Here is a 16243-nt window from a genome sequence, read left to right on the forward strand (position 1 = left end):
CCCAAAGAACCAGCTCGGGGACTAGGATTCGAACCTAGACTAAATGGTCCAGAGCCATTCGTGCTACCGTTACACCATCCCCGAGTGTGGCCGCATGCGCAAACGCGGCGGTGGGCCGCCCAGCGACGGCCCCGCCAGACGCTTCCCAACCGCCACTGAAACTGCACACAAATGTGGCGCAGCGAGCGGCGCAAGTGGTTGCCCGGCGAACGCTTAAGCGTAGCGCTCGGCGGCCGGGGCGTCAAGGTCTGCGGCCGCGGCCGGGCCCCGGATGTTCGATGCGCCCGCGCCGCAGGAAGTTCGGGCGTTTCTCGCCGCGACGGCCAATTGACCGGCCGGCGCGGGCAGTTCTAGAATCGGCCGTACCGTCCGCCGCCCGCGTCATCCGTCTCTCGTTGCCCTGCGGTTCCCATGGCCTTTTTGCAGGTCCTCAAGGGGTTGAATCCCGGCCAGGTGATCCCCCTGGAGCAAATGCGCTCGACCCTGGGGCGCCATCCCGATTGCGACATTGTGCTGAATGTCGGCGCCGTCAGCCGCGAGCATGCCTTGATCGAGCGGCTCGACGACGGCTTCTATGTGCGCGACTTGGAAAGCCGCAACGGCACGTTCGTCAACGGCGAGGCCATTCAAGAGCGCCGCCGGCTGGAAGACAACGACCGGCTGAAGATCTGCGACTTGCTGTTCACGTTTCACGTCGACCATCCGGCAAAGCCCAAGCCCCGGACGACGCTGCCTTCGCCGCAGCAGCCTGTCGGACTGCTGGCGAGCGGCGCCCTGGCCTCGACCCCGACGGCAGCGGGTGCGGCGGCCGTGTCGGAAAGCGGGCTGCTCGGCGGTCTCGATTTGAGCGACGAAGCGCAACCGCCCGAACGGCAAAGCTCCACTGTGCTGGCCAGCATGGCGCTGTCCTCGAAGGTCGATCCGAACCTCACGGCCGGGGCGCGGGCCGAGATGAAGCTGCGGGCCCTCTACGAGATCACGGACAACCTGCGCAAAGCGCTCGATCTTGACGACATTCTGCCCAAGATCCTCGACACGCTGTTTGCCCTGTTCGTCCAGGCCGATCGAGGGTTCGTCGTGCTGCGCGAGCGGGCCGACGGACCGCTGTTGATCAAGACCGTCAAGCATCGCCGCCCGGCGATGGCCGATCAGACCCGGCCGAGCCGGACGATCATCAACAAGGTGATGGAGACGCGCGAGGCGCTGCTCACGGCCGATGCCAGCAGCGACTCGCGGTTCGATCCCAGCCAGAGCATTGCCGACTTCCACATCCGCTCAGCGATGTGCGCGCCGTTGCTCGACGCCGAGGGCAACGCCCTGGGCATCATTCAGCTCGATACGAACGATCATCGCCACCGGTTTGCCGAGGACGACCTGTCGGTGCTGGCGACCGTCGCCTTGCAGGCCGCGATCGTCGTCGAAAACGCCCAATTGCATCAGCAGGCCATGCGGCAGCAGCAAATCGCCCACGAGCTGCAACTGGCCCGCCGCGTGCAGCAGGGCTTTTTGCCCCATTCGCGGCCCGAGCTGCCGGGCTACGAGTTCTTTGATTTCTACGAGCCCGCCAAGCAGGTCGGCGGCGATTACTACGATTACATCCCGTTGTCGGGCAACCGCCTGGCGATCGTCGTGGCCGACGTTTCGGGCAAGGGCATTCCCGCGGCGCTGCTGATGGCCAAGCTGTCGGCCGAGATGCGCTACTATCTCGTCTGCAGCGACTCGCCGGCCGAAGCGGTCCGCCAGATCAACGACAGCTTTTTCCAGGGCGAGTGGGAAGACCGTTTTGTGACGATGGCCGTCACCGTGGTCTCGCCCGACGATCACACGCTGCGGCTGGTCAACGCCGGACACATGGATCCGTTGCTCCGCCATGTCGACGGCCGCGTCGAAGGCATCGGCGCAGAAGTGGCCGGCGTACCGATCGGCGTGGCCGAAGGCTATCCCTACGAGGAGACGGTCGTCCAACTCGGCCCGGGCGAAAGCCTGACGATGTTCTCCGACGGCATCAGCGAGGCCATGAACCTGGCCGGAGAGCTGTACGGTATCGAACGCCTGACCGAACAGGTGGCCAAGCTCACCTCCGGGTCGATCGTCCAGTGCGGCAAGCAACTGCTCGACGACGTCAAGCGCTTCGCCGGACAGCAGGCGCAGTCCGACGACATGTGCCTGGTGATGTTCGGCCGGACCGGCTGATCGCGCCAGCCATCGGCGACGGCTCCCTTGCCTTGCACGGGGCCACGAATCTATGCGGCGCGGCCAACACGCCGAACTTCGCGCCAACGCCGCCGTAGAATCTCGCGGCCGTCGCCGCACGCCGGGTTGAACCGCCCTCGCAGCGCCCCGGATCACGACCTAGTCGGGCGCACCGACGAGCACGAAACTGGCCCAGTAGAACGGGTGCGCGGCGCCGCGCGCCTGGCGCCTGCGCGCAAGCAGGGCCCGTTGTGCGGAGCTCAGCGCTTCGGCCCTGCCTGTGCCTGCGGCCAGGCGGCTGTAAAAGTCCTGCATCAGCTCGTTTGTTTCGCGATCGGGAACCTTGTACAGGCTGGTGACGAGCGTCTCGGCGCCGGCGAGCAAAAAGGCTTGTCGCAAGCCGGCGACACCCTCGCCAACGCGCCAATCGCCCAAACCCGTTTCGCAAGCGCTGAGGACCACCAGTTCGCAGCCGCGCAGGTCTAGCAGGCCGATTTCCTCGGCCATTAGCCAGCCGTCGTCGCCTGGCGCCGAGCGCACGAGGTTTTCTGAGTCGGCGGGCATGTCCGCGGTGCGCTCGGCCAGCCGATTCGCGCCGGCCAACACGACGCCGCAGCGCAGCAGAGGGTTGTGCTGTCGCGACAAGCTCGCCAACACGGCCAGACCCCGGCCCGCGCGATCCGACGCGCTACCTGCATCGGCCGGCAGGTCTGCCTCGGAGCGGTCCTTCAGATAGAAGCCATGCGTGGCAAGATGCAATAGCCGCGGAGGTGGCATTCGCTTGAGCAGCCCTTCGAGAGCATCGGCGCCCGTGAGAATTCGCACCGGCGTGAATCCCGGCACGCGCCGGAACAAGGCTTCAATCTTGCGCGCTTCTTCGGCCATTCCCGGCAGCACCTTCCAGGCACCGGCGCTGCTGGCTCGCGTTAACTCCTCGACAGCTTCGCGATCAGGCAGCTCGGCCGTCTCGAGCGGTTTGTCCGGCGCTTCGCGTGCGAGCTGCGCAACCCGTTCGGCCTGATCGTCCGCCAGATCGTAATCAGGCGCAGCGAACACGACCGATCCTTGCGCCGGCGGTTCGTGCGGCCGGAGCAAGTCGCGCCCCGACGCGAGATAAACAAAGCGATAGTCCTCGATCAGGTAGCGGTTTCGCCGATCGACCAGCGCCTCGAACGCGACGCGGCTCAGCTCGCCATCGGGCGCCACGTAGACGTTCCGGACGCCTTCGAGATGCGGGCGCAAAGGTTCGAACAAGCGTGCCGCAAGTTCCTGCGATCGTGCGACAAACTCAACCTCAGCAGCTCGCTCCGTCGCTGCATCGGCCGTGGCTTGCTGGCGCCGAAACATTTCAACTTCGTCGCGCAGCCGCCCGGCCAGACCGTCCAGCTCGTCGGCCGGCCCCAGGTCGACCCAATTTGCGCGCCCACCGGCGCGGGCGACGACCGCGGCATAGCGCGGCGGCTGCCAGATTTCCCGCTCCCCTTTCAGGTTGCGCGGGACAAAGCGCACGATCTCGACCAAGGCTTCCTCGGCTGCCAGGGTCTCGCCGACGCCCTGGGTCGATGCGTTCCGGCCTGCGTCCCGGTCTTTCATCGTGCTCGACAAGCGTCGCTTCAGGTCCACCTCGATGCGCTGGGCATCGACCAGCAACCGCTCACGCGTGGCGGCCACCTGGTCTTTCGACCACTCGCGCGGTGGATTCACCGAAAGGGCTGCCAACTGCTGCCGCATTTGCCGCCGTCGCGCCAACAGCGCGGTGACCTCGGGATCTGCGTGTTCCAGCCGCTCCAGCGCACGAAACCTCAGCACCGATTCGGCGACGATCGTCTTGCGCTCGAGCAGCCAGCGCAGACCCGTTGCGGTCGCCGACGTGGCAGCGTCGTTCCGGGCCATGCGGTCGACGATGCTGAGCAGCGTGTAATATCTTGCGTTCGACGTGCCGAGGTAGGCGCTCATTTCGCCTTCGCTGGTCTGATCGAACACGTTCACGATCGACGCCTGGCTGATCTCCAAAGCGCGGCTCAATCGCTGCAAAGCACGTGCATCGTCGCCCTGGCGAGCATCGAGCAAGGCCAGGTTGGAATAGCTGAGCGCCAGCGCCGGATGCCCTTCGGGATACGCCTCGGGCGAAAACACCCGCTCGCGCATCGCCAGGCTCAGCTCGTAATACTTGCGCGCCCCATCCAGGTTGCCGGCGTCCTCGAGCGCCGCGCCCAGGTTGTTGTAACTCGCCGCGACTGGCGCGCTGCCCTGCGGAAACTCAGCTTCCGGGAACAGCGCCTGTTCCATGGCCAGCGAACGTTCGAACCAGGGCAACGCCTCTTGATATCGCTTCAATCGCGACAGCGTCGTACCGACGTTGTTCATACTGCTGGCCAGCGCCGTATGCCCCGTGGGAAATCGTTCGGGCGGATACAGCCGCGTCAGCATCTGATGCGCTTCGAGGAACAGTTGGTAGGCGTCTTCCGGTGCGCCCTGCTCGAGCCGGGCCGTGGCCAGATTGTTGAGGCCCGTGGCCAACAGCAAATGCCCGGCAGGAAACTGCTCGCGCGGAAACAAGCGGCGATACATGTCGAGTGCATGCTGAAAATAGTCGGCGGCTGCCGCGTCGTTTCCCAGATCGCGCATCAGTGAACCGAGATTGTTATAGATCGTGGCCAGTTGCTCGTGACCGTCGGGGAATTTGTCGGGCGAATAGATGGCCAATCGCCGACGCAGCGCGTCTTCGTAGACCACGCGCGCCAGTTCAAAGCGCCCGCGCCGCCAAAGCACGATCCCCAGCTCACTCAGGGCCGTGGCCACCTCGGGGTGCCCGCCGTGGGGATATTCCTCGTCCGGATACAGCTTGCTGAGCAACTCAAAGGCACGCCGGTAGCCATCGGTAGCGGCAGGCAAATTACCAGCTTCGTCGAACATGTAGGCCTGCGCTCCCACGGCCAGCGCCAGATTGCGGTGTCCGCGCGGGTAGAGCTTTTCAGGATAGAGTTGTTCGAACTGCCGAATAGCGAGTTCGAATTCCCGGTTGGCATCGGCATACGCGCCTTGCGCACCGAGGACTTCGCCGAGCTGTTGATGCGCGCTGCCAAGGCTCGGGTGGCCCGCCGGCAGCTCGTCGGCCGGATAGAGCGTCTGATACATGGCCAGCGCCTGTTCGCTGAGTTTGCGCGTTTCGGCCAGTTCGCCATTCACTTGGCGTGCCAAAGCCAGGTTCGTCAGCGCCGTCGCCCGCAACGGGTGCGGCGTCGCCAGCTTGATTCGATCGAGCAAGGCCAGGGCTTCGACGCCGCGCTCCACGGCCTGCGCACCGTCGCCCGCTTGATAGAACGCGTTGAGCTCGCCGGCCAACTCGTAATATTGCGCCAGCAGCTTGCGGCTCGACTCTTCCATTTCGGCCAGCAGCGCGCTCATCGTTTGACGCCAGTGGGCGTTGGCAACGCGCCAGTCCTGGGCGCCATAGCGATTCGCCAGCACCGCGACGGCCAATTCTCCCATTTGCGCCGCGATGCCGTAGTTCTCCGTCTGCTCCAGCGAATCGATCATCCAATAGAACACGTAGCCGTACGGCGGATCGTGCGAGCCGGTGAACTCGGCCTCCATCGCGAACACGGGCTCCGCCGTGCGAATGGCTTCGTCGACCTTCTTCTCAACCGCAAACAGCTTGATCGCCGGCAACAGCACGTCGACCACGCGCTGCCGCGCTCGATCGTCGATCGCCTGTTGCTCGGCCGTCAGCTCCGAGTTCGGCGCATCGGCGCCCCGGGCCACCGCGCCAGGCATCAACATCAGCAGTAATACGCCAGTGCCGGCAATCCTCAGGCCTGGCAAAGTGAGCATTCGTGTGACCGCCGTCACGAGAGATTCGCGGCCAGCGCCGCGGCAAAAAGTGCGAATCATCGACCGACTCCTTCGACGACTAAATGCGCGGACGCCGAGGGACAGCACGGGCCTATCAGGCTGAACACCTTCCTACTCTAACGCATGGAAGTGCCGCGAGAAAAGTTGCTGCCGGTCAGCGGCCCGTCTGGCCGTTGACTTGCTGCAATGCAAACTCGAGCCCCTGTTGCGCCAGGAGATAGTGCGGATCGATTGTTAGCGCCGCGCGAAACTCGGCAATTGCCGCCGGCCATTGCGCGCGCCGCGCCAGGACAATTCCCAGGTTGCCATGCGGCTCCTTGAGCTGCGGATCGGCGGCAATGGCTGCGCGAAATTGTCGCTCGGCCTCGTCCATCCGGCCCAGGCGAAACAGGGCATCGCCCAGCTTGTTATGCAGACCGGCCGACGGCCGAATCGAAACGCCCGCTGCGAGTTGATCGACCGTCTGAACCAAGTCGCCGCGCCGACGCGCCACGGCGGCCAGCTTTTCGTGCGCCAGGTAACTGCGGGAATTGATCGTCAACGTGTGGGTAAACAGCGTGGTGGTATTTCGCCAATAGCCCGTCTGGACGAACGCCATGAGCGCTAGTCCCGTGCAACCGGCCACGACGGCACCCTGCGCCCAGCGCGAAGGATATTGCGCCAGCCACGCAGTCACCAACAGCGACGGTCCAAGCAGCGCCAGGCAAGCGTAACGGTCGGCCACGGTCGAATAGTTCTGGAACTCGAAAGGTATGAGTCCACTGGCCGGCACAATGGCCAGCAAGGTAATGCCCCAAGCAGTCAAAGCCCAGCGCCGTTGCCGCAAAGCGGCCGCTAAGGCGGTTACGGCCATCGGAGTCAGCCACATCATCACGCGCCAAGGCGACCCGAGCGCCACGCGCGGGGTCCGGCCATAGTCGGGGCATAAGCCCACCGGCGCAGCGAACTTCAGCGTGTAAAACGTGGTGGCGTCGAGCGCCACGCCCACGCGTGCAAACAGGCCGGGAACTTCGTCGACGTGCTCGTCCGGCTGTTGATGCTTGGTGAACACCGCCAGCGTCACTCCGATCACCAGCCACACCGCAGCCAGATTGGCGACGCGGCGCCAGTGCGCCGGGGCCACGGCCCAGGTCAGTAACAGGGCCATCAACGGCAACGTGACGACCGAAGGTTTGGCCAACAGCGCGAGTACATACGCGACGCTCGGCACCACCGCGCCCGACCAAGTCCGGACCTCGTTCGTCAGCCCGCGCAAGACGAGGAGCAAGGCCAGGCACGAGAACAAGGCCGCCAGCAACCCTTTAGTCTCCGTGATCCAAGCCACGCTCTCGACGTGCAACGGGTGCACGGCATACGCCAAAGCCCCCAAGCACGCTGCCGCGCGCCGTGCAAACAGGCGCTCAAACAGCAAGTACACCAGACCGCTACCTAAGATATGCAGCAGCACGTTGCCGGCATGAAACACCCGCGCGTCGAGCCGGTCGGGATTCTCGGAAGTGGGCGTGCGTTGGGCGACGCTCGCTTCCAAGGCCCACCAGGAATAGGTCACCGGCACGTAGAGCGACAAGAAAGGTGCCCGCCAGAATTGCCCGACACTCTGCAGGCTCGGAGGCAGGAACCGCTCGTTGTCGGCCACATTGACCCGATCGTCGAGGTCTTGAAACTCGAAACCGATCGTCTGCCCAAACACGGCGATCACGACGACGGCGACGAGGCCCAACGGCAAAACCGCCGCTCGCCAGCTTGCGAGCCGCCCAACCGCCGCCGATCTGAGATCGCGCCGTGCCATGGGGCGCCAGTTTAACGCACCTGGCGCTTAATCGACCGCGTAGCCATAGCGGTCGAAATAGGGCCGCCAGCGACGGGCAATCGTGGCCCGGATTGCCGGATCGAGTTGGGCATAGGTGTTCGTCTGATAGGTCGCCGTGTCGCGCCGGTAGCGATCCAGGTGCGGCTCCAAGTGCTCGAACGAACCGAGCTGCAGGTGGTCGTAGACCCGGCGCAGCTCGCCGACGGGGTCGGCCACCAGGTGCTCGTAGCGCACCTCGCAAAACCGCCGCGGCTCGATCAGTTCGCGAGTCGCTTCGAGTTGCGCGTGCATCTGCTCGAGCGTGCTGAGGACTAATTCGTCAAGCCCGGCAAACGTCGGCGTTTGCAGCCCGTGCGCGAGGTACATCGACTTCCAGAAGTGCACCGTCGAAGGAAAGAGCACATACGGATCGCGGCAGAGGTGTACGAACCGGGCCTCGGGAAACAACTCTTTGAGCACCCGCAGCCGAAACGTGTGCTGGGGCGACTTGAGCACCAGTCTTCCGTGCCCGCCGTGCTTGTAACTGATGCGTTTGAGCAGACCGAGCAGCGCCTGCTGCCAGGCGCGGCGATCTTCTGCCGCGAGCTCGTCGAGCGTGACATACTCCGGGAACTGCGGCGGCTCGTTGGGAAACGCCACCGTCCAGAAGGGGCTCGGCAAGCCCAAGTTGCACAGGCCCGACTCATCCTCCTGAGGCCGGTCCCAGCTCATCTTCATGCTGTCCATGGGCCGCTCGCGCGGCAGCAGGAACTTGATCCAGCCGGCGTAGGGCTCGCTGATCAGAAAATGGTTCGGCGCGAAGCACTCGTAGGTCGTCGGATAAATGTGGCGCGGATCGAGCGCCAGCAGCTCGTGCATCAACGTCGTGCCCGAGCGCCAATGGCCGATTACAAACAGCGGCGGTTCTTCAAGCTCCAGGCGATCGGGCCGACGGCCGACGGCCAGGCGCTGGACGCCGCCCAGCAGCGAATTGCATGCACTAAAGGTCGTAATCGACGCGGCCATCGACCAGTGCCGCCAGTCAACCCGAAATCGATTATGGGCCAGCATTCGCAGCCAGCCGCCCAGGTTGCAACCGCCCCACAAGCGCCCTTCATACCAGGGGATTTGCTTGGGGGCCGTCGGGGTCTTGGCGGTCGTGGCCACAGGCACAAGTCTCGCGGGAACAGCGCGGTTAACGCTCGTCGTCGGCGCTGGATTGGGCGTCCTCGTCCGGTGCGGCCATCGTGGCGCGCCGCGCGAGCTTGGTGAACTTGGTCCAATAGTGCTGCGCGGCCGCGGTCGGGCCGATCGAATGAATCCCCCACAAGCTGATAAAGTCGTAGGCGGCGAAGAAATTCAACTTCGGCCGAGCAGCGATGAACATCTCGCGAAATTGCGGACGGAAACGGCTCTTGTAGTGATAGATGCCGCGCATGTCGAAGACCCAGTTCATGCGCTCCCACCAGATGGTCTGACCGACGCGCATCAACCAACTGTCGCCGTCGAGCGGCTTCTCGCAGCGCAAGCAGGGAATCAGCGATAGCGACAAGGTTTCGATCCTCTCGCGCTGCAACTGCCGCGCGGTCTGCATCATCGCGAAGGGCACGATGCCCCGCGGCGCATCGGGCCGGCGGCGATAGGTTTCGATCGCCCAGAACCGGCCGTCTTCCGCCGGGTTGCACACGATCAGCGCTTCGATACGCTGCGCCGTACGGGCTACGAACAGCCGCCTGCGGCCCAGCCGTAGCGGATCAAATTGGCTGACAAACACGCTCAATTCGCGGCGATGGGGCGTGTTGGTCACGTGCGCATGAGCAATCTGCGACAGCTCCGGCGCGACACGCTCGCGATAGTCCTGGTCGCTAGGATCGATCGCCACCTCTTCGCAGACGGCGCCCTGGCGAAGGCAATAGTTCTCCTGGCGCCGTACCCATTCGTAGTTCTTGCCCTTCCAGGTCGTGCTCCGCAAATCGATCAACGGCTCTTCGCCGCACTTGGTCACCTCGTAGCCCTCGTAGCGCAGCAGCGGCAAGTCGGTGGGACCAATGTTGTAGAACATCACTTGCCAACGCTGCTGGGCCGCGTACCGCGTGAACTCGGTCAACAGCAGCGGGCGACGCTCGACCGGGGCGAGCAATCCACCGACGACGTGCACATACCGGCGCCGGCGAACAAAGCCCAGTACACCCGAGCCATCGCTCGACCAGAAGTGCTCGCGGTCCTGTTCGGTGGCCAAGTACGAGTCGTACGTCTGTCCATGCCGCCACGCCAGTTCCTCGAGGCGCGCTGCCGACGCGTCCGCAGACGGGGCTCGTGAGGCGGGGTGATCGGCGGCCGACACGTTCATGCACTACGGTCCATTAAATAGCCGGGCCCTCGAACCGGCAGAGCGACGGGCCCCTCATTATGTGTCGGAACGCCTGTCTGGGTCATGCACCCGGAAAAACGACGCTCGGCGAAAGGGCCACGACGGGCGGAGTTCTCAGAGCAACCGGCACAGCTTAGGTCGATGGGCGCGAGCAGGTCATGGCTGGGGGGTGGGAGATGGTTCGGCTGAGGGTGGGCTCGATTCGGCCGGCGGCTCGCCGGCCAGTGGGCCGGATGCCTCGGGGGTCGGCGCGTCGGCGGTGGGCGGTGCCGTGTCGATAGCCGCCGGCTGTTCGCCGGAGGGTGCCGGCTCCGTGCCGCTCTGCTCGCCGCTCGCCGGCTCAGCGCCGGACGGCTCGGCCGCGGCAGGCTCGGCGCCGGCCGGTTGTTGACCCGCCGCAGCATCGCCCGACGCGGCCGCGGCTTGTTGTTGCTTCTGTCGATAGATGTCCAGGCGCTTGCGGAAAGTATCGGCCACGGCCGGTTGATTGGCCTCGTTGGCCTCTTTCATGCCGCGTTCGCCCGTGGCGATGCACTCGGCATACCGGCCGTCCTCACCATAGGCGACCATCAGCGTGTCGAGCATCGTCAACGGCGGGTGGTCCGTGGCGCCGAATGCCTTTTCCGCCAGCCGCACGGCTTCGGCCGTATCGCGGATTTTCGGGTCCGGGTGCGAAGCGAGAATCGCGGCCAGATTGATCTCGGTGTCGGGCCAGTTGGGAAACAGCCGAAGCGCTTCGCGGTAGTGCGCCACTGCGTCGGTGGTCCGCTGTTCGAGAAACGCCAGGTAACCCAAGAAAACACGGGCCGTCGGATCGCTGGGGTTGCGCCGCGCGGCGTCGGCCACCAGCCGCCGCGCCGCGAGGAATTGTTGTTGCTCGATCAACTGGAGTGCCTGACCGACCGCCTGATCCAAGAGCGGTGGCGACGGTCCCGTTGCGGTGCTGGGTGGCGGCAATTCCGTGCCCACACTCGGATTGAGGAATTGCGGGACGTCGTGCACGAGCCATTCGGCAACCGCGGCCGACGCGATCTGCTGCGCCTGGCGGTTCGGATGATGATCCGATTCGTGAACCCAAAGTTGCTCGGTCTGCTTGCCGATGAATTTCGGCGCGAGATCAAGCGTCGGCAGGCCGGCATCCATGGCCAGCTTTCTTACCTGATCGTGAATTGTCGCCAGTGGGTAGCCGCCTTCGAGATTCTCCAAGAGCGGGTATAACACCACGGCCACTTTGCAGCCGGGTAGCGATCCCAATTCGAGGAACTGCGTGGCCATCGCCTCGAGGTTGACGCGGTTGAATTGCGGGTCGTACGAATCGCGATACCACTGCAGCGTCGAGCCATGCATCGAGCGCAGGTCCCATTGCGTGCCCAGCCAGCGCAGCAAGACCGAAGAGGCATACCAACTGCGCGCCTGATGTCGCGCCAAGTGGACGTCGCGAAAAATGATCAGGTCGTTTATGTATTCCTGGCGCTGCTCCAGTTCGGGCGTCAGCTTGACGTCGTTGACCAGGAAACAGAACAAGATCCGCTGCGGGGCCAACAGGAGCTGCGCCTTGTACACATTCGAAAGATTCGCGCTCAAATCGGCCCCGACCTTGCCGCAATTGATCACTTCGACGTTGTTCCCCAACAGCCCGGCCAATTGGGCCGGCAGCGTGCCATCGGGTTTGACGCCTTCGCCCCAGACGAACGAATCGCCTACGCAGGCGATCCGCAGCTTGCCGGGCGGAGTGGTCTTCGGGTACTCGGCATCGCGATAGCCCTGCGGCGAATGATCGTACCGGACGCAATAGGGCGTTTCCCGTACTGATTCGAGCGGCAGCGGCTGCGGCGGCAGGGAGTAGGTGAACAGCTCCCAACTGCCGACGCTGAGATCGGGCAGCGGATCGAACTCGCCGTGTGGATTGCTCGGATAGCAGTGGTAGCCGATGGTCTGGCCGTCGATCCGCCGCAGATTCCGCTTGCTGAGCATCTGGGTCGGCTCGAAGCCGGTCACGCGCAGGATCAGTTCGACCCCCAGCCCCGCGATCAGCACCCCCAAACCCACGGCCAGCGCGCGAAACAAGATCGGACGCGAATTGCGCGAGGCGCGAGGCGCGGGCTTCGTCGTGGCGGACATGGCGCGTTTGTCTACCGGGGCTCGTTCGTCGATTTGCGGGACCTGCTCGCTTAGTGAACTTGTCAGTGTACCGCGCTGGGCGGCATCCGGGCGAGCTATTGCAGATGAACCCTGCGCAGCGCGGCGAGCGAGGCCAGCGCCGGCTTGGCTTGCCCCGTTGTATCGAACAGGCCCGACCAGGGAAACTCGTGCGAGGCCGAATCGAGCACGGCGCCCCAGCTAATCGTCCGCACGGCAGGCTTGGCCAGCAGCAGCGCGGCCAGGCGTTCGAGCAAGCGCTGCTGCGACTGCGGCGACCAGCCCCCTGGCGGCCCTTCGGCAAGGGGCCGCGCGGTCGATGTCGCCTTGTGATCCACGCGATCCGAGCTCGCGCACGTCAGGACCGCGCGCAGCGGGATTCCCAGACAGGCCCATAGGTCGAACAACCGGCTGAAATCGAGCCAATCGCGCCGACCCGTTCCCTGAGGCGCATAGCCGATGTTCAATTCCAACTCGATTTCAGCCACCCCCAGGCCCGAGCGGACCAGCGTGTCGGCAAAATGCAACGGCGACAGATCGAGCTCGACGCGACCTAAGTATTCGGCCCACGGTTGATCGATGCGCAAGATTGCCGGGGCGCCCGGGTCCAGTTGCCGCACGAGTTCGAGCACGCGGGCCACCAACCGCAGTCGATCTTCCTCGGACAACCCGAGCATTTCCTCGGCACTGACGCGCCCGGCAAAAATCCAGCTCTCAACCTGCCCGCGATAGCGGGTCACGGCCGTCTCGACATAGTCGCTGATGATGGATAACAGGTTGTCAAAGTCGCCTTCCCAGAGGTAGATCCAATCGGGCAGCCCGCGGGCGTCCAAGCGCAATAGCGGCCCCCCGGTAACGGGCAATTGGTGCTGCCGGCACCAGGCGATTTGTGCGTCGAAGGGGTCCCAGCGATAGTTACCCTCGGTGCTTTCGATCTCGCGCCACGGGAGCGTCACGGTGGCCGAACTGAAGGCAGCCAACAGTCGTCGACCTTTGGCCTCGTCAATCGACTCGGCCCCCAGTTGCATGCCGAACGCGGCCGGCAGTCGGCTGGCCTGACGTCGTCGCGCGGCGAGCGCTTGATCGGTATACGTCCGGACCAGCAGGTCCGAGGCCTCAAGCGCCAGGCTCAGCGCGTGTTCGGCCAGACCATGGCCCGCGGCCGGATCGTCTTGAGCCGTGACCGCCGTGGCAAACCGCTCGTGCGCGGCATGCAGGCGTTCGCTTAATTCCGACGGTACGGCCAGGCCAATGGCCTGCCACTCGGCCAGTTGATTGCGTACCTGGTTGAGCTTGCCGCGCGCCAGTTCAACCTCGAGCACGTAAGGCTGCGCGCGCTCGATCAGCGTGGCCGTATTGAGGATCAGCTCGCCGTAGCCCGACACGCTCCACGGGACATGCAGGCTCCCCGATTCACTGATGGATCGCTCGACCGTGAGCACGCCATCGGCGTAGCTCACCCGGCCTTGCCAGGGGACCAGGTCTGCGCCGGAAACATAGACTCGTTCGGTCGCTGCTTCCGTGAGCCTCTCCGGGGGGAAGACCAGGAACCGCATTACGCCCATCAGCGAGTTCCCTTCCCGACCCGAACGACAGGCCACACTCTCGAACGTCGCCCGAGGTGCAAGTGGCACAGGGGCTTAGCACGCGAGCGAGTCTAAACCAAGGCTACCAAAGCATCAAGAACGACGGGCGGACGGAGTGATATACTGCCGCCTTTTCTCGCACCTGTTTCGGGGAAAAGCCGTTTTGCCCCCGATGGCCTTTCGACCGGAAGCACGTTTCCATGCATCACGCGGCAATCGTCGAAACACACCTCCCAGGCCTGCCCGTCCGGCGAGGCAAGGTCCGTGACGTTTATGACCTGGGCGACCGGCTGCTGATCGTGGCCACCGATCGCATCAGCGCGTTCGATTGGATTCTCTCGCCGGGAATCCCGGACAAGGGACGCGTCTTGACCCAGTTGAGCCGGTTCTGGTTCGAACGCGTGCCGGTCGAACATCACCTGCTGTCGACCGAACCGACGGCCGATGACCTGCCCGAGGGCATCGATCTGCGCCCGCTGGCCGGCCGATCGATGCTGGTGCGCAAGACCGACGTCGTGCCGTTCGAGTGCGTGGTTCGCGGCTACCTCGCCGGGTCGGGCTGGAAGGAATATCGCGCGACGCAGAGCGTCTGCGGAGTCCAGCTTCCAGCCGGGCTGCTGGAAAGCTCACGGCTGCCCGAGCCGATCTTCACGCCGGCAACCAAGGCCGTCAGCGGTCATGACGAGAACGTGAGTTTCGAGTACATGGCCGCGTCGATCGGCCGCGAGTTGGCCGAGCAATTGCGCACCGCCAGCCTGGCCGTCTATCACCAAGGCGCCGAACTCGCCGCGACCCGCGGCATTCTCTTGGCCGACACGAAATTTGAATGGGGCCTGGTCGCAGGGCACCCCATTTTGATCGACGAGGTGCTGACGCCGGACAGTTCGCGTTTCTGGCCGGCCGACGGCTACCAACCTGGCCGTAGCCAGCCCTCGTTCGACAAGCAGTTCGTCCGCGACTGGCTCGAAACGACCACCTGGGACAAGAACAGCCCGCCCCCCGAACTGCCGGAAGAGGTCGTCCGTCAAACGCGCGCCAAGTACATCGAGGCATACGAACGGCTGACCGGTTTCCGCTTCGTGTAGCACGTCGAGGGCCGCGGTGCGGGAATGCCGCCAGCTAGCTGCGCGCGGGGGCCCCCGCACACGGCTGATCTACCTGCGGCCGTCGGCTTGCGATACTCTCCCTGCCCGGTTGGAGCTTCGCGAGCGTCTGCACGGCTCTCGATTTCCTCGCAGGCCGGCGCCTAGCGGCGCCGTACTTTTCCGATGCGCACGAAGTGCTTCAAATGGGCGATCGTTCTCCTGACGCTCGGCACGGCGCTGGCGGCCGTCGAATTGCATTACCGCCGACGGCCCGCGCGTAGTTTTTGGACGGTCGCCGAACTGCTCTCGACGTCCGCGGACAAGAAACTGCCGCTGACGTTCGACCGCGAGCTGGGGTTTCGTCCCTGCCTCGACGGGTCGCGCTATACGCCGACCGGCACGCAGCTCAACGGCTATCCGCTGGTCAAGGCACCCGACGTCACGCGTGTGCTGTTTGTCGGAGACTCGGCCACCGCGCGGGGGCAATTGCTCGAAAGCGTCAAGCAGCTCTACGGCGCCGGCCCGTTTGAGTTCTGGAATGCCGGCGTCGACGGCTTCGATCCGAGCCAGGTGCGTGCCTATTACGAACGCTACAATTACCGCGTCGCGCCGGATCACGTGGTGCTGGTGCTGCACAACAACGATTTCTCCTCGCAGCCGGTGCTCAATCCCGACGATCGTGGACACCTGACGATTCATTCGCCGGGCGGTGCTTGGCGCGTGCGTTTGCCCTGGCTGTTACGCCACTCGGCCTTTGTGCAGCGCAAGTTCGTCCAGCTTTGGCTGGAGCGGCGCGAGGCCCTGGGCCCGGCGCGCGTCGAGACCGAGCTGGCCGCCTTGGCCCGGCGCGTCGCCGCCGACGGGGCCAGCTTCTCCGTGGTGGTGCTACCGATTCTCAAGCCGCTCGATCGTTGGAGCGCACAGGAAGTCTCCAACCGCCAGCAGGCCTTGGCCATCTGCGAGCATTTGAAATTGCGCTACTTCGATCCCTTGCCCGGCTTGCAGCAGGCCCTGGCCGCGGGCGTCGACCCGAGCGAGCGCCCCGGCGACTCGTGGCATCCGGGCATGCAAGGAGCGGCGTACCTGGCCGCGCAACTTGCCCGCCAAGAGCTGCTAGGACCCGTCGGCGTACGCGGCCGCGACAACGAGCTGGTCGCCAATCGCAGGCTCCGCTAGCACCGCTGCCCGGGCAGGTCGACAATCGCCCTATCTTGGGCCGGCCCCT

At 64.9% G+C, this 16243-nt stretch carries 9 protein-coding genes and 1 tRNA gene; 3 read left to right on the plus strand and 7 right to left on the minus strand.

The genetic code is table 11. The annotated features are described in order from the left end of the window. Nucleotides 1-13: 13 nt before the first annotated feature. A tRNA-Gln gene (locus tag K1X74_04315) sits at nucleotides 14-84 on the minus strand. Nucleotides 85-411: 327 nt separating this feature from the next. Here K1X74_04315 and K1X74_04320 point away from each other — a divergent pair. Further along, nucleotides 412-2193, plus strand: a complete 1782-nt coding sequence (locus tag K1X74_04320) for a SpoIIE family protein phosphatase (protein ID MBX7165552.1) — start codon at nucleotides 412-414, stop codon at nucleotides 2191-2193. Between the two features lie 159 nt (nucleotides 2194-2352). Here K1X74_04320 and K1X74_04325 read toward each other — a convergent pair whose 3' ends face one another. From K1X74_04325 to K1X74_04350, 6 genes are all read right to left on the minus strand, one after another. Continuing rightward, nucleotides 2353-6087: a CHAT domain-containing protein gene (locus tag K1X74_04325; GenBank protein MBX7165553.1), complete on the minus strand. Its 3735-nt coding sequence runs from the start codon at nucleotides 6085-6087 to the stop codon at nucleotides 2353-2355. Nucleotides 6088-6202: 115 nt separating this feature from the next. After that, nucleotides 6203-7774: a tetratricopeptide repeat protein gene (locus K1X74_04330; protein ID MBX7165554.1), complete on the minus strand. Its 1572-nt coding sequence runs from the start codon at nucleotides 7772-7774 to the stop codon at nucleotides 6203-6205. 90 nt (nucleotides 7775-7864) lie between these two features. After that, nucleotides 7865-9004 carry a sulfotransferase gene (locus tag K1X74_04335; protein MBX7165555.1) on the minus strand — a complete coding sequence of 380 codons (1140 nt, stop codon included), beginning with the start codon at nucleotides 9002-9004 and terminating at the stop codon, nucleotides 7865-7867. A 28-nt stretch (nucleotides 9005-9032) separates the two neighbouring features. Further along, nucleotides 9033-10187 (minus strand): DUF2156 domain-containing protein, encoded by a 1155-nt coding sequence (locus K1X74_04340; protein MBX7165556.1) that lies wholly within the window; start codon nucleotides 10185-10187, stop codon nucleotides 9033-9035. A gap of 177 nt (nucleotides 10188-10364) precedes the next feature. After that, nucleotides 10365-12329: a hypothetical protein gene (locus K1X74_04345; GenBank protein MBX7165557.1), complete on the minus strand. Its 1965-nt coding sequence runs from the start codon at nucleotides 12327-12329 to the stop codon at nucleotides 10365-10367. A 95-nt stretch (nucleotides 12330-12424) separates the two neighbouring features. After that, nucleotides 12425-13912, minus strand: coding sequence for an endo-1,4-beta-xylanase (locus K1X74_04350; GenBank protein ID MBX7165558.1), 1488 nt, complete (start codon nucleotides 13910-13912; stop codon nucleotides 12425-12427). A 221-nt stretch (nucleotides 13913-14133) separates the two neighbouring features. Between K1X74_04350 and K1X74_04355 the strand changes: the two genes are divergently transcribed. Beyond that, the gene (locus K1X74_04355) at nucleotides 14134-15018 is read left to right on the plus strand and encodes a phosphoribosylaminoimidazolesuccinocarboxamide synthase (protein ID MBX7165559.1); all 885 of its coding nucleotides are present in this window, start codon (nucleotides 14134-14136) and stop codon (nucleotides 15016-15018) included. Between the two features lie 183 nt (nucleotides 15019-15201). Beyond that, complete coding sequence (locus tag K1X74_04360) at nucleotides 15202-16194, plus strand: hypothetical protein (GenBank protein MBX7165560.1); 993 nt, start codon at nucleotides 15202-15204, stop codon at nucleotides 16192-16194. Nucleotides 16195-16243 lie beyond the last annotated feature (49 nt).

It is taken from the genome of Pirellulales bacterium (genome assembly GCA_019694435.1).
Taxonomy (GTDB): Bacteria; Planctomycetota; Planctomycetia; order Pirellulales; family JAEUIK01; genus JAIBBZ01.

Bases quoted from the DNA above. Each gene is read 5' to 3' on its own strand.
- K1X74_04340 (MBX7165556.1), bottom strand. From the start codon at position 10,187: ATGAACGTGTCGGCCGCCGATCACCCCGCCTCACGAGCCCCGTCTGCG.
- K1X74_04320 (MBX7165552.1), top strand. From the start codon at position 412: ATGGCCTTTTTGCAGGTCCTCAAGGGGTTGAATCCCGGCCAGGTGATC.
- K1X74_04355 (MBX7165559.1), top strand. From the start codon at position 14,134: ATGCATCACGCGGCAATCGTCGAAACACACCTCCCAGGCCTGCCCGTC.
- K1X74_04360 (MBX7165560.1), top strand. From the start codon at position 15,202: ATGCGCACGAAGTGCTTCAAATGGGCGATCGTTCTCCTGACGCTCGGC.
- K1X74_04325 (MBX7165553.1), bottom strand. From the start codon at position 6,087: ATGATTCGCACTTTTTGCCGCGGCGCTGGCCGCGAATCTCTCGTGACG.
- K1X74_04350 (MBX7165558.1), bottom strand. From the start codon at position 13,912: ATGGGCGTAATGCGGTTCCTGGTCTTCCCCCCGGAGAGGCTCACGGAA.
- K1X74_04345 (MBX7165557.1), bottom strand. From the start codon at position 12,329: ATGTCCGCCACGACGAAGCCCGCGCCTCGCGCCTCGCGCAATTCGCGT.